General features: G+C 58.3%; 10 protein-coding genes and 1 tRNA gene. 8 read left to right on the forward strand and 3 right to left on the reverse strand.

All coding sequences use genetic code 11. The annotated features are described in order from the left end of the window. Positions 1-7 precede the first annotated feature (7 nt). From XBLMG947_RS11720 to XBLMG947_RS11755, 8 genes are all read left to right on the forward strand, one after another. Entirely contained in the window at positions 8-328 is a 321-nt protein-coding gene (locus XBLMG947_RS11720; RefSeq protein ID WP_065468850.1) for a DUF6566 family protein, read from the forward strand. Positions 329-804: 476 nt separating this feature from the next. Then, a tRNA-Ile gene (locus XBLMG947_RS11725) sits at positions 805-880 on the forward strand. A gap of 176 nt (positions 881-1,056) precedes the next feature. Next, positions 1,057-2,265, forward strand: a complete 1,209-nt coding sequence (locus XBLMG947_RS11730; protein ID WP_065468852.1) for a tyrosine-type recombinase/integrase — start codon at positions 1,057-1,059, stop codon at positions 2,263-2,265. Positions 2,266-2,393: 128 nt separating this feature from the next. Then, positions 2,394-3,551 carry a cysteine desulfurase family protein gene (locus XBLMG947_RS11735; protein ID WP_065468854.1) on the forward strand — a complete coding sequence of 386 codons (1,158 nt, stop codon included), beginning with the start codon at positions 2,394-2,396 and terminating at the stop codon, positions 3,549-3,551. Between the two features lie 72 nt (positions 3,552-3,623). Then, entirely contained in the window at positions 3,624-4,544 is a 921-nt protein-coding gene (locus XBLMG947_RS11740) for a DUF4007 family protein (protein WP_083993050.1), read from the forward strand. After that, positions 4,537-7,872, forward strand: coding sequence for an ATP-binding protein (locus XBLMG947_RS11745; protein WP_065468858.1), 3,336 nt, complete (start codon positions 4,537-4,539; stop codon positions 7,870-7,872). The genes XBLMG947_RS11740 and XBLMG947_RS11745 overlap by 8 nt, the downstream gene beginning before the upstream one ends. Continuing rightward, complete coding sequence (locus tag XBLMG947_RS11750; RefSeq protein WP_065468860.1) at positions 7,865-8,707, forward strand: phosphoadenosine phosphosulfate reductase domain-containing protein; 843 nt, start codon at positions 7,865-7,867, stop codon at positions 8,705-8,707. Before XBLMG947_RS11745 ends, XBLMG947_RS11750 begins: the two co-directional genes overlap by 8 nt. A 17-nt stretch (positions 8,708-8,724) precedes the next feature. Then, on the forward strand, positions 8,725-9,672 hold the full coding sequence (locus XBLMG947_RS11755) for a hypothetical protein (RefSeq protein WP_065468862.1): 948 nt from the start codon (positions 8,725-8,727) through the stop codon (positions 9,670-9,672). Positions 9,673-9,838: 166 nt separating this feature from the next. Here the strand turns inward: XBLMG947_RS11755 and XBLMG947_RS11760 are convergent, their stop codons facing one another. The 3 genes from XBLMG947_RS11760 to XBLMG947_RS11770 form a co-directional block, all read right to left on the reverse strand. Beyond that, complete coding sequence (locus XBLMG947_RS11760; protein ID WP_065468864.1) at positions 9,839-10,969, reverse strand: hypothetical protein; 1,131 nt, start codon at positions 10,967-10,969, stop codon at positions 9,839-9,841. A 2-nt stretch (positions 10,970-10,971) separates the two neighbouring features. Further along, positions 10,972-12,735, reverse strand: coding sequence for an ATP-binding protein (locus XBLMG947_RS11765; protein ID WP_065468866.1), 1,764 nt, complete (start codon positions 12,733-12,735; stop codon positions 10,972-10,974). An 8-nt stretch (positions 12,736-12,743) separates the two neighbouring features. After that, on the reverse strand, positions 12,744-14,303 hold a 1,560-nt coding region (locus XBLMG947_RS11770), incomplete at its 5' end, for a DEAD/DEAH box helicase (protein ID WP_209437481.1).

A 14,303-nucleotide genomic window follows, 5' to 3' on the forward strand; every position in this document is an offset into this window, starting at 1 on the left:
TAAACCGGTGTTTCTGCAAACCTCACGTGGCGTTCTGACCACGACTTCTAAGTTGGCGGACGAATGGAAACGGGATCGTCTTATGAGTAGGCAAAGCCGCTTCGAAACCACCACGTACCGCGAGCACGAGATCCGCGTACGCGCCGAGCAGGCTTCCCCGAACGCCAGGTGGACGTTGTGGGTGGATGTGTACGCGCTCGGCGGCAAGCGGCAGCCGCGTATCGCCGGTAACGGACCAGGCTATGGCACATATCAGGAGGCTATCGCGCACGGGTTTCGCACGGGTCGGCAGTTGATCGATGGGCAGTTCGAGACCGCCGATGCGTGAGGGGCGGGGATTGGGGGTTCGGGATTGGTAGGTTCTGCTAGTTGTTTCTAGAGATCGCGTTTCTCAGCGCCACCCGCGCGTTATCGAGACCATCGTGCCCGCCCCCACAGCGTGCTGACTGCCATGCTTGCGCAAACACCTCGCCACCGGTCACGCACGCATGGCGCTGCGATCGACTGCTAACCAAACCAGCTTCGGCATCACCAAGCTCCACACCCTGATGCAATCTGCTCGAGTGCGCCGGTCCGTCGAAGGCGTCTCTAGAGCGGCGGCGGGACGGAACTCTGGACTCTGATGCTCAAAACCCGGCCGCCGCTGGCTTTTTCGTTGTGGGCAGCCGATGCGTGATCTCGCGGGCTTAAGCGCTGGATAGCTGTCGTCAGAGGGTGCATAGCAGACAGGGTGACGCGCAGGCAGGTAAACTTTCGCGTCCGCTGTACGGCCCGACATGCTCGCCATCTCGCTGCCAGACACACGGGCCTATAGCTCAACGGTTAGAGCAGAGGACTCATAATCCTTTGGTTCCAGGTTCGAATCCTGGTGGGCCCACCAAAAAGCAGTCCAAGGGTGTCCGGCTTAGTCCAAGGTTTGCAGGAAATTACCTGAAAATAGCTGATTCCAGTCCGTTGAAGTCCAGTGATGTCCAGTTGCATCCGGCAATAAAGTGAGTCAGGCTGTGAGTCGTGGAGCGGCAATGGGTCGCTCCGACTCACAACTATCTGACTCACATGCTCACGGATGCCAAGCTTCGCGCACTGAAACCTAGAGAGACAGCCTTTCGAGTGGCCGACTCGAATGGCCTGTGCATAGAGGTGCGTCCCACCGGCTCAAAGGCGTGGCGCTACCGCTATCGCTATGCCGGCAAGCCAAGCATCGTGACCATCGACGAATACCCGGCCATGTCACTGATGCAGGCACGCGCGGAGCGCGACAAGCTGCGCGTGCTGCTGAAGGGTGGAGCCAACCCGGCCCATGTCGCGCGCGTCGAGCGAGCCGTCCAGGCCGAGCGCATGAACACCACGTTCGGCGCCATTGGACTGGAGCTGCTGACCAAGCGCGCGAAGGAGGGCCTGAGTCCCGGCTCGGTCAAGCGCGAGCGACGGCTGATCGAGAAAGATCTGGCGTCCATTGCCGACATGCCCATCACCGATGTGAGCGCACCCATCCTGCTGGCTGCCCTGCGGAAGCTGGAGCAGCGGGGCATCATTGAGACTGCTCATCGGGCCCGTGCCCATGCCGGCCGAGTGTTCCGCTACGCCATCGCTACGGGCCGCGCCGAAAGGAACCCGGCCGACAACCTGGCCGGCGCCCTGGAGCAGCCTCAGACCAGGCACTTCGCCAGCCTCACGGACCCCGAGCAGATTGGCGACCTGCTGCGCGCACTGTGGGCCTACCAAGGCGCTGCGGTGACGCAGGCAGCCCTCAAGCTTGCTCCCATGCTCTTCGTGCGCCCCGGCGAGCTGCGGCATGCCAAGTGGGCCGACATCGACATGGATGCCGCCGAGTGGCGCTACGTCACCAGCAAGACCAAGACCCCGCATATCGTTCCACTGTCCAGCCAGGCTGTGACCGTGCTGCAGGACCTATGGCCGCTCACCAAGCGCAGCGACTACGTGTTCCCTGGCGTTCGCAGTTCAGACAGGCCGATGAGCGAGAACACAATCAACGCCGCCCTGCGCAACCTGGGATTCGACGGCGAGACCATCGTCGGTCACGGCTTTCGCGCGATGGCGCGCACCGTCCTGGATGAGGTGCTGGGCTTCCGCCCCGACTATATCGAGCACCAACTTGCGCATGCCGTGCGCGATCCGCTGGGACGTGCCTACAATCGCACCGCACATCTGTCAGAGCGCAAAAAGATGATGCAGGCGTGGGCCGACTATCTCGACAGGTTGCGCATTGAGGGGGCGCGAGACCGGCATAGGGGAGCAGTATGATCCGCTGGCAGCGCTACGACTGGCAGGCGGGCGACGTAGTGACGGCCTTCATTGCAACGGCCTATGCCAAATGTGGCAAGGTATCGCGTGCGAAGTTCGTCTCTTCCCCGTAGTTGCCAGGTCCGCTAATGAAGCCTCCGATTTACTTGGACTGTAATGCCTCAACGCAACCCGATCCCGTGGTTGTCGAAGCCATGCTTCCCTGGCTTGGAGCTACCCATGCCAATCCTCATGCCGGGCACCTGGCTGGCCAGCGAGCCGCCAAGGCGGTCGACACTGCTCTGCAGGCTATCGCGAGCCTGATTGGAGCATCGCCGAGTGAGCTGGTTATCACGTCAGGGGCTACAGAGTCGAACAACCTCGCGTTACAAGGCGTACTTTCTCAGAATCCGAATGGCTCAAGACTTTTGCATTCCTCAATTGAACACAAGGCCGTTATTGAGGTAGGGACGCATCTAAGCACACGCGGCGTTTCAGTGGAGACCATTCCTGTCGACAGGCACGGCCGCGTCGAAGTGGAGGCTGCAACGAAGATACTTGAGTTTGGTCGCTTTGATCTTAATTTAGCTTCCGTGATGCATGCCAACAACGAGATAGGGACCATACAACCAATTGAGGAAATTTCAAATTTATTGACATCAAAAAATGGAATTTTGCATGTCGATGCTGCGCAAACGGCGGGAAGACTAAGGATTGACGTTGCTGCAATGGGGGTCGATTTATTAAGCCTTTCATCCCACAAAATGTATGGCCCCTCCGGAATTGGAGCTCTCTATATCTCGCAACGAGTCAGGAAACTAATGCAGCCTCTACTTTTTGGGGGAGGGCAACAATCTGGCCTTCGCCCAGGAACTCTACCTGTGTTTCTGATAGCTGGCTTCGGAAAAGCGTGCGAAATAGTCGCAAACAGCATGGAGCGCGATGCGCTGCACACCGAAGTCCTTGCGGATTCGTTCTGTAATTTTCTCAACGAGTTCGGGGCTAACTTCAAAAAGTTCGATTGCGGCGGCCCAAACCTTCCTGGCTTGAGAAGCATTCGCTTCATAGGGGTCGATGCTGATGACCTCGTCATGCGCGCAAGTCCCAAGTTGAGCATTTCAAGCGGCTCTGCCTGCACATCGGGTTCCATTCATCGCTCACACGTTCTGCAAGCCTCGGGGTTCTCCGACGACGAGGCCCGGGAGGTCGTTCGCATCGGGTTTGGTCGCCAATCGACCACGTCTGAGGCCTACGAAGCGGCACGAATATTGGCTGACGCTGCAGCCTGTATGAGCAGGCTTGGATAGGGCGCACGTCTCTACCGCCCGCGAGGCGGTTTCGGACTGGTGAACTCCTCCAGTCGGGCATAGAATGTGTCCATGACTCGCCACCGCGCAACATCAGCCTCGATTCCTGCCCATTTCTCGGGGCACGAGACCTTCCCCCTGCGTCAGATGTGGCTAAAAAAGGCCTACGATCAAGCTGTTGCAGGTGGCAGTATCCCGAAGGCAACGTTTACGGGCGACGATGCCATTGCTACTTTTGGGGTGGGCAAGAACATGGTTGCCTCCATCCGGCATTGGGCTCTAGCCTGTGGCGTCCTGTATGAAGAACAGGGCAACTTTCGTATTGGGAAGCTTGCTAGTGAGATCCTGCAGGATGGCGGTCTTGATCCCTATGCAGAGAGTCCATCCACGGCATGGCTTGCCCATTGGCAGCTTGCTGGCCGCTGCTTCCGTTCGACGACGTGGTACTGGTTGTTCAACAATGTGACGGCGCCGACCTTCACCCGCCAAGAGCTCGAAGAGCCTCTGGAGCGATACGCTCGCGAACTCGATCCGAAGCACCGCCTCTCAGTCTCGACGATCTCCCGAGACTTGGAGACGTGCTTGCGCAGCTATGCTCCCCGTGTGGTCGGCGGCTCGCCCGAGGACTTCGCCGAGCCGCTGCTTGGCGAGTTGGGACTACTGCAAGAGGTCCATAAAGGACAATACGCCTTCCGCCGTGGCCCGAAGGCTTCGCTGCATGATGGCATCTTCGCGTATGCCCTTGTCGACTTCTGGAGCCGCGAGGCCGATGGCCAAAGCTCGCTGGCCTTCGAAACCGTCGCCTACGCGGAAGGTTCACCTGGCCGTGTCTTTAAGCTAGACGAGGAGTCGATCGCCCAACGACTGATTGCTCTCTCGGACTTCACAAGGCGCAAGCTGGAGTGGACCGACTCCGCCGGTTTACGGCAGGTCCACCGGAAGGATCTGTCCAAGGAAGACATAAAAAACATGATCAGGCGCGCTTATGACTGACAAGAAGCAACTGGCTCTGTCGGACATCGTCCAAATATCGCGCCAGTACCAGCGCTCCATCCGCGTCGATGCCGATATCGGCCGCGCCGACGCCCTTTCCGGCTACATCTGTCACGCGACCGCGTCTGCTGTGGTCGATGGGATGTGCAAGCAACTCTCGGGCACCAACCAACGTTGCTTCACCTGGACTGGCCCCTTCGGCGGTGGCAAGAGTTCGCTTGCCGTAGCCTTGGCGAGCGCGCTGCATCCCGACAAGAATCTGCGGGCCAAGGCGCGCAAGGCATTGCGACTGGACTCCAAGCCTGCCTTTGACAAGGCCTTCCCCGTGCGTAAGGGATGGCTGCTCGTGCCGGCTGTGGGCCGGCGCGGAAGCGTGGTAGCAGAGCTGCATGCGTCTCTGCGGCGAGCGCAAGGTCGCAATATCGATGGTCGCAGCAAGCCCAACGCGCAATCGCTGATTGCCGAGCTTCTCGAAGAGGCCAAAAGTCGCCCGCATGACGGCGCGCTGGTCATTATCGACGAGATGGGCAAGTTCCTTGAAGCTTCCGCACTGGGCTCCGGGGACGATGTCTACTTCTTCCAAGAGCTAGCCGAAGCCGCCGCGCGTTCCGAGGGCCGCCTAGTGGTCGTGGGCGTGCTGCATCAGTCCTTTGCGCAATATTCAGCCCGCTTAGGCATCGATACCCGCGACGATTGGGCCAAAGTGCAAGGCCGCTACATCGACTTACCCTTTGTGGCCGCGAGCGACGAGGTCGTCGAGCTCATCGGCCGCGCGATCGAAGCAAAGCATAGCCCTCCCTGGATACCCGAGGCGTCCAAGGCCATCGCCGAAGCGATCCGCTCCCGCCGCCCAGCCGTGGGGAAAGACTTCGCCAAGGCCTTGGAAGCCTGTTGGCCGCTGCATCCAGCGATGGCTGCGCTCCTGGGCCCGATCTCAAAGCGGCAGTTCGGCCAGAACGAGCGCAGCACCTTCGGTTTCCTCTCGTCGGTGGAGCCGCATGGTTTCCGCTCTTATCTGAACTCGACACTTCGTGAGGACGCGAGTTGGTATCGTCCAAGCGACTACTGGGACTACCTGCGCTCGAACTTGGAGCCGGCGATCCTGGCCTCTCCCGACGGCCACCGCTGGTCGCAAGCCGTCGAGGCAGTCGAGCGAGCCGAAGCCAAGACGGGAGATGCGTTGCTCGTCTCGCTGATCAAAAATATCGCGGTCATAGACATGTTCCGCAATGGCTCGGGCCTGGCGGCCGACGCCGCGGTGATCGGCGCGCTCTTCTACGACAAGACGCGTGAGGAGCTGGACGCTGCCCTCAAAAAGCTCTCCGATCTCAAAGTCGCCCTCTACAAGAATTACACCGGGGCCTGGTCTGTCTTCGAAGGTAGCGACTTCGACATCGACGCGGCCATCGCCCAAACCTTGGCCGCCTCTCCGGGCATCGACTACGGCCGCCTGGCGCAGCTCATGGGTCTGCATCCGGTCGTGGCCAAGCGGCACTACCACGAGACCGGCTCCATGCGATGGATGGAGCTCTCGCTATGCAGCATCGAGCAGGCTGAGAAAATCGCCGCGAACTACCAACCCAAGAAGGGCGAGTTTGGGACCTTCATCCTCGCGCTGCCTAGTAAAGGCATGAAGCCCAGGGACGCGCGGATACGGGCACAGGGATGCTCCAAGTTGAGCCCATGGCCCGTGATGGTAGGCATTCCTGCGAACCACGCCCGCATCGCCGAGCTCTCGTCGGAACTGGTCGCCTTGGAGCAAGTCAAAGATCGCCACGAGCTCTCAGGCGACGCCGTCGCACGCCGCGAAGTCTACGCGCGCCTTGCCGCCACCCGCGCCGACTTGGAGGACCAACTGCAAGCCGCGGTGTCGCTGGCAAAGTGGCACGACGGAACCGAGCAAATCGTCGAACCAGGCTCCAAGCTCTCACCCATTGCGTCGAGCCTGGCCGAAGAAATGTTCGGTGATTCGCCTCCGGTGTGGAGCGAGCTAGTCAACCGCGACAGCGTGTCGAGCAACAGCGTGAAGGCGCGCCGCGACCTGCTGCACGCGATGATCAATGCAGAAGGCCAAGAGGCATTGGGATTCGAGGGCTTCCCGGCCGAGCGCGGCCTCTATGAGACGCTGCTCAAGCGTACGGGGCTGCATCGCCAAGACGCCTCTGGGGCCTGGCGCTGCATGCCTCCTGACGATGGGTTCGCCGAAGGCTTCCAAAACCTCTGGAGCGCCACGCGAGCCCTCTTCTCTGACGCGGACGCCCGCGTGGGCGCGCACGAGATCTACAAACTGTGGAGCGCACCGCCGTTCGGCATGAAGTTTGGCATCCAGCCTGTGTTCCTCACCACTTTCCTGCTGGCCCACAAGGCCAACATCGCCGTCTACAAGGATGGGATGTTCGTACCCCGGCTCACCGACTTCGACATCGACGAGTGCCTGCAAGACCCCGATCGCTTTTCGCTGCGCTGGGTGGCTATCGACGAGGACAAGAACCGGATCCTCAAAGGCATTTCCAAGCTGTTGGCCGAGATCGGCGAAAACGCCGGCGCGGCCGACCCGCTCGAGGCCGCCCGCGGCCTGGTGGCTATGGTCTTCAACCTGCCCGAATGGGCCCGGCGCACCTCGCGGCTTGGACAAACAGCCCGTGACATGCGCGACATGCTTTTGAAGGCCAGCGACCCACACAAGGTACTGTTCGTCGATCTGGCATCGCTCCTGGGCGCATCCGACGGCAAGGCTTATGTGAAGGCGCTGCGCGCGCCGCTGCAAGAACTTGCCAGCGCCTACGGAAAGATGCTTGCTGAGGTCGAAGCCAAGATGCTCGCCGCTTTGGACGCGAGCCGCGACGATTTGGAAAGCTTGCGCGAGCGGGCGAAGTCCGTCTCCGGCATCTCGGGGGACTTCCAAATTGATGGCTTCGCTACGCGTTTGGTCAACTACGACGGGTCGAGAGCATCGCTCGAAGGCATCCTGAGCCTGGCGGCGGAGAAGCCGCCCCGCGATTGGGTGGATCGGCACATCGACGCCGCAATCTTGGAACTGGCGAAGTTAGCGCGCCGCTTCCGCGAATCCGAGGCGTTCGCCGCCGTGCAAGGGCGCAAGGCGCACAGCGAAGCCATCGCCGTGGTCATCGGCGCGGGCGCAGACACCAAGATGATCTCGCGCTCGTTCGCTATTTCCGACCGCCATCGCAAGACCGTGGAGGCCAAGGTCCTTGAGGTCGTCTCCATGCTGGAAGGCCAAGGTTTGGGAGCAGAGGTCTTGTTGGCGATCCTGGCCAAGGCCGGAATGAAACTGGCGTCCATCGACAAGGAGGCAGCCAATGGCTGAGCGACACGTCCTGGGGATCTCTGGAGGCAAGGACAGCGCGGCTCTGGCCGTCTATATGCGTGAGCGCCATCCCGAGCTCAACATCGAATACTTCTACACAGACACAGGCGAAGAGCTACCCGAGGTCTACGAGTTCCTGGGTAAGCTTGAGGGAAAGCTTGGCAAGACGATCCTTCGGTTGAACCCTGACCGCGATTTCAGCTTCTGGCTTCGCCAATACAACCACTTCCTGCCCAACCCCAACACCCGCTGGTGCACCCGCAAGCTAAAGCTGGCCCCGTTCGAGAACTGGGTCAGGCCGATGCTCGCGAACGGCGACAAGGTCACGTCCTATGTGGCCATCCGCGCCGATGAGGACTACCGCGAGGGCTACTCGACCAAGGCCGACAACCTGTTCGTGAAGCTACCCTTCCGCGAGGCGGGCATCGACAAGGCAGGCGTCATCGACATCTTGGAGAACTCCGGCGTCGGCTATCCCAAGTATTACGAATGGCGATCGCGCAGCGGCTGCACCTTCTGCTTCTTCCAGCAGAAGATCGAGTGGGTGCGCCTGAGGGAGCGCCATCCGCAGGCATATGAAGATGCCAAGGCGTTGGAGAAGGACGCGTTGGACCACGGCTCCCCCTTCACCTGGTCCAAGGGCGAATCGTTGGTCGATATGGAGCAGCCCGAACGCATTGCGGAGATCGAAGCAGAATACAAGCTTCGCCGAGCTCGCATGCTCAAGGCCATCCCGATCAATCCACTGCGACCTGTAAAGGCCTGCCCCGACGAAATCGACGAAATTTACGGGGTGGATGAAGGTAACGGCTCTTGCGCGGTTTGTCATAAGTGAACTCAGGAAAATAAGGCATGAGCGCCGACGATCCTGAACCTGGCGTGGCGCATTTCTGTCCAACTTGCTCAGGGACCCGTGGGCTCGATGAGCATTTAATCGAAGTTAGTTTTGCTGCGCACTTCCTTGGAAACACGTCGCCCTACCTGAGCGAGCACGGCACAACGAAGATTCGGACCGAGACAATTGGAGATTGGCTCAGGTTAGCCGCTCAGCTTGAAAAGGTCGAAGTCGATACCTGGAAGTTCGAATCCTCGGACGGGCTTTACTGCGGAAGTATTGGCGACAACATTGATGCCCACGCGAAGCATTACACGACTCACGCTACCGCGCTCACGCGCTTCATGTTTGTCTGCAGTGGCCTGGAGGAAGCCTATCGTTTCATTGATCACCTCTATGGACCATTATCGGCTCGTAAAGGCACAGCTAAGGGCCTGCTGAAGAGAACAAGTAGCTTGCGGGCGGTGGCTCTCTTAGATGATCTCTTCGAGAGTGAAGGGGTATCAGCTGTGCCTCAGGACTTTAGGCATCACTGCAACAATTTCATCATGCTGTTCGAACGATACAAAGCTAGCCACGCTGCCGCTTTGGGCGGGATGGGCTTGCTTGCGGAGGGTCGATTGACTTTTGCGCTGCAGGTCGTACGCAACCTTCGGAACCATGTCGCACATGGAACTTTCCCTTTGGGGCCGCCGGCCGAATACGGAGGCCACGAGGACAGCGAAGAGCTTGTGCTGATGCTCAGGCATGCGTGCAGGGTGTCGGCCCTATACATTCAGATCATCCTTAGATGGTTCAGCCTAGGATTTGAATCCTATGAATATCGTGCTATCGAAGGCGGTAATGGCAAAGAATTCGATCACTTCATAGAAAATTGCACACTCGAATACATACAGGATCTACATGTAAAGCGCGATTTCGCCCTCCACAAGGACCTCTACGACTACGATATAAATGACGACTAGTATTCGAAGAAGGCTTGTATAGCAAATCCCGGATGAGCTGTTTCTCAGAAGCAGTCATAGTAGCCAGACATCGGACCGACAGGGAACACAGGTTTCGGCGAAACACTTACGTAGCCCTGTACCCCAACCTGCTTAAAGAGTAAGATTCTGTGGGAATCGATGATTTCTATAATGGGGAAGAGCGTGCGTCGCTTGCGCACTGCATCGTGAGTATTTCGCTCAGATAACGTTCTAAATTGGAGACGGAGATAAATTGGGTCTGGCCCGACGTTAGGACAGAGAACGCGTCCATCCCGATCGTTATCGCTGTCTTTTTGACCGAGCACAAGGCTGCTTGAGCCGCATACTTGACGAACAATTCCACCTGATAATCGCCAAGAGGCCACTGATCTACGTCATATCCAGGTCGTTGAACCGGAACGAACAGTACAGACTTTTTGACCGAAGACTGGGGTGAGATCGCGAAATCCCCGAATGGATATCCGCTCCGTCGTCGAATGTCGTACCCCGCCTCCATCCCCTCAGAAACGATGCTTTCGGGGCGATAGCGCATCTCACGCCCCAGCGCAGTCGACCACACACGCAGCAGAAACATCTCAACGATGGCCGTGGAAGCACCGCCGTTGACGACGGTGAGCGGAAGTATCAGTTCGAAAGCTCTCGTCGAGACCACGATTGGCCCGGCAATCTCGAGAACACTCCAAAGGACAGCGCAGTTTGCGGTCAGTCGCTGGCTGATCGCATGCGGATAAGAAGCAGTGATCCCGCTCAGCAACCAGCCATCAAACTCCTCATGCAACATACGTTTTCCGTGTATAGCCGCCTGCATCATGCGAGCAACGAGTTCGTAGATCAGTGATTCGCGAAGTGGAAGTGGAAGTGGATCGATGGACTTCGCGGTAAGGTAGCGATCCACTTTCGTTATCGCTTGGTCGAGTAAGGCCAGCGTATCCATCGATGTGGGCGTTGGCACATCAACGCCGTGAAAGGGCGCGGCTTCCAGCACGGCAGCTGCGATCGGCCCGGCCAGCATCAGCTGGTAACTATTTGCGGAATTTGACTCCTTTAGTTCCCTGCACCAGGCCACCACGTCGCCTTTTCCAATCTGATTTTTTGAGGATTTGACCTGTTGCGCGCAGGTCGAACCATCGGCATATTCCCAATGAATGTCCACCTTGTCATTTTCGGAATCAGGCTCGAGCGTGACAGCGTTCCACCGTTCGCCAGCCCAAAATGAGTCGAGAAGGCAGATGAGGGTCTGGACCGCAAATCCACGGATCGCTTCGCGCCCGCTCATGGCTAGTTCTCGAGCTCAAAGAAGTCCATGGCCATCCGCCCCCAAAGCAAGCGAATTTCTTCGATACCCACTCGCACCTTCTCGCTGGGCGCTTCATCCTCCATTCGGGCCCAGGCGGCGATGAGCGACAGAACCTCTCTAGCGTACTGGACCTCCGGTCCACCCTCGCCTTGAAGCGCCTCGAAGATGCGCGCGTGCACCGGGTGACGACTGTTGAGTGTGATTAAGATGACACCTCCAGCCGTGGAGATATCGAAGATGTTGAAACCAGTCAGATCCGAATGCCTGAAGCGAAACTTTATCTTCTTGGTGACATAATCCACGGCCAGGTCATGAGCCTTCGTCTCCTCCACGCCGTCTTGCACGATATCGGCTGTCAGCGCCAATGCGCGTTCGCTGGTGGAAGCGTGCTCCTCTTTATCGCTCCTGCCTGTGTCCCCCACTCGCTCTCTGCGTCTTGCCACCGAGTCCGTCGCTGCTTTCTCGGCCTTGCTTTCGGCCCGCTCCTTCGTGGCGTAGATACGTTCACCTTCTCGCATCTTGGCCACTTGAATACGCATGGAATTCAACAACTTCTCGATTTCGCGGCTGATGCGATACATGGCAAGCCGCGGGTCCCGATCCTGCTCGAGTTCCTCCTGGTAATCCTTCACGGCGAGGCCCTCTTCGAACGCGTCTTCCTCGATACTTAGACGTGTAAATCCCGTGGCGGACTGTTTGTTGTTAGTGACGCCAAAAACGTCATCCAAGCCGGGATCGAACTGCACTTCGACCCCCCACCATCTCTCGCGCGTGTCATAGGAGTTCGTGAAGCTGTGATTGAGCTCCAACTCCCGCCCTGATCTCACGACGGAGATGCCCTGGTTTTTTTGCGCGTGCTGACCAATCGGCTTGGTTCCTCCTTCACGCCGTGTCTCCGGCTTACAGATCGACGCAATGATGGTCACGAGGTGTTCTACCCCGCAGTGAGCCACTGTGAGTACCAGCGGTTGTCCGAACGTCACGAAGGCCGGCTTTTGATTGAAGGGGGAGGGGGCATTTGTTCCGGACATCAGGTAGAGCGGATCATTGGGCCGGACGAAGCTTTCGAAGACGGTCGATTTGGTCTTGCTCTCATAAGCGGCAAGGCGAATTCGAACGGACTTGTCGTTGATGAAGTGTCGGTATACGCGCCCGCTGATAAATTCCGTGTGTCGAAGCAGAGTTGTACTTTGCTTCCAGGAGATCCGGTCCAGCTTGCTCCAGACGACTAGCGTACCGTGCTCTTCGAGGTTACCTGCGATCAATGATCGCCACTCGGAGGGGAGTTCAGAAGATCGTGGCTCTGGAACCTCTGTCATCTTGCCATCTTGAATCTCCTGCACATCTAAATACGCGTGATAAACCGACCCTTTTTGCCATGTCCAAACGTCAACCCTTTTGCATTGAGAAATAGAGGAGTTCGGCAATCCCATCCCAAACTTACCGATCCCCTTTTGTTGAGCTTTTTCGAGGCGCGACCCGTTGCCGAACTGCAGGGCTTTTCTCAACAGCGAGGGATTCATGCCACAGGCATTGTCATAGACCGCAAGTCGGGAGATCTGACGGCGCCCGCCAGTAGAGGCCTCGTCAATACAGATGACCTCGACCTCGGTACGGGATGCGGTGTCTTCTCCTGCTTGGATGGCGTTGTCAATGAGCTCTGCAAGTGCATGGGCGGTATCGCGATAGCCCGAGCTTCGCATCGCGGAGATCGATAGGTTCTGGGGAATGATGGGAAAGAACATATGATCTCCTAGAAGTTCAACGTCGACCAAGTGCCCAACGACGCCACCAAACCAGCGTCGGCTTGTGAGTCGGCTGCCACAATGAGCCTGAGCGTCGGAAGATTGGCGTCTCGAGCCTGCACGAGTCGCCCGATAGTTGAAAGAAACGATGCCTTAGACTTACCAGGCGACGCCATCACGCACAAAGTAATATCTGGGATAGCTCTTCCAGCAAGCAGGAAACCGTGGACGCACAAGACCTTTTCTTCCCTGGCCACAAATTTCTGAAGGGCAAGAGTGCGTGCTGCTGGAGAGTCCTCTGAAGTAATCGATCTTGCCGGCACCCCTAGAACGGGTAGAAGGCAGGCAAAAAGTCTCGCACTACCAGGCGTTGTCGCGTAAAAAATGATCCGCCCCCCTTTCTTAGATTCCTCACCAAGGAGTGTTAGGAGACGCTCGTTGCGTTCAACGTTTTTACTGAGCTCGCTTACATACGCTTGATCGAAGTCAAGTGAGTTCTCGCTACTTGCGGTGGGCGAGGCATATGTTGAGGCAGTTGCAGACAATGTACTTGTGAGGTCGATGATCGAGCCTGCGATGTCCACGAAGTCGCCCGCATTGCGAAGCGCCTGCAGTTCGTCGTCTGCCGTGACCGTAATGCAAGCTCCCGTGAAGGCTGACTGCAAGGCGCTGCGCGCAGGTCCGGGCGGAATGGACGCTCCTGACGAGGCTAAGATCCCCACTAGGCTAAATGGTCCGCCCGCTGACATTCTTCGTACGATCTCCGCGCCAGCGGGGTGGACAAGGTTCTCCGCGTCTGCAAGAACTGCCACCGAGGTGACGGCACCGAGCTTCTCCAGGGCAGCGTCATCTTTGCTGAGTCGGAGGATGTCAATGACCGCAATCGCCCCCCCAAGTTGATCCAAGTCTCGCGCCGGGTGGCTGCCATAAAGCTGGAGAAGGGTGGTGTCGCGCGATCCCAGTTGCTTCCATACCTCCTGCAACTCAAGGAAGGCTTCTTCACACATGGCCGCGCCCGGTGCCAACCAGACAACGGACCTGTCGTCAGCTTCCGAGCGAAAGAGATCGAGCACAGCAGTGGCGACGAGCCGGAGCTTTCCAGCACCAAACGGCATGTGGACAAGAATGGACGCCGACGGGCGAGCGATCGCTCGTCGAAGTTCGCGAAATGCGTTCAGTTGATGCGCGTAGAGCTTGTGGGAAGCAACGGCTTTCTGGGATCCCTCAGATGGTTGAAGAGCTTCCTCACGCTCATCATTCGCAACACCGTACCATGTGTTTAGAAGCTCCAGATTTCGCGGTGCGTCGAAGTCGATACCACCCAGCGTCCGGTGAGGGGAGATCACCGGCAACTGAAGCAGATTGCATAAATCGGTTGCCTCTTGCTGATTCAGCTTGGAGACTAAAAGGCTTCGAATGTCTCGCCTTCGTATGGCACCACGTTCACCGTTCACGTTAGCGATGAAGTAAGCCAGACTCATTGGGCTAGTCACATCTGCGCCTAGCTTGCCTAGCAACGCCATGGTCGAGGGACCTACGAGGGCGGTGAGCGCAGATGCCTCGTTTCT

It is taken from the genome of Xanthomonas bromi (assembly GCF_900092025.1).
Classification (GTDB): Bacteria; Pseudomonadota; Gammaproteobacteria; order Xanthomonadales; family Xanthomonadaceae; genus Xanthomonas; species Xanthomonas bromi.

Bases quoted from the DNA above. Each gene is read 5' to 3' on its own strand.
- XBLMG947_RS11730 (WP_065468852.1), top strand. From the start codon at position 1,057: ATGCTCACGGATGCCAAGCTTCGCGCACTGAAACCTAGAGAGACAGCC.
- XBLMG947_RS11735 (WP_065468854.1), top strand. From the start codon at position 2,394: ATGAAGCCTCCGATTTACTTGGACTGTAATGCCTCAACGCAACCCGAT.
- XBLMG947_RS11740 (WP_083993050.1), top strand. From the start codon at position 3,624: ATGACTCGCCACCGCGCAACATCAGCCTCGATTCCTGCCCATTTCTCG.
- XBLMG947_RS11745 (WP_065468858.1), top strand. From the start codon at position 4,537: ATGACTGACAAGAAGCAACTGGCTCTGTCGGACATCGTCCAAATATCG.
- XBLMG947_RS11750 (WP_065468860.1), top strand. From the start codon at position 7,865: ATGGCTGAGCGACACGTCCTGGGGATCTCTGGAGGCAAGGACAGCGCG.
- XBLMG947_RS11755 (WP_065468862.1), top strand. From the start codon at position 8,725: ATGAGCGCCGACGATCCTGAACCTGGCGTGGCGCATTTCTGTCCAACT.
- XBLMG947_RS11760 (WP_065468864.1), bottom strand. From the start codon at position 10,969: ATGAGCGGGCGCGAAGCGATCCGTGGATTTGCGGTCCAGACCCTCATC.
- XBLMG947_RS11765 (WP_065468866.1), bottom strand. From the start codon at position 12,735: ATGTTCTTTCCCATCATTCCCCAGAACCTATCGATCTCCGCGATGCGA.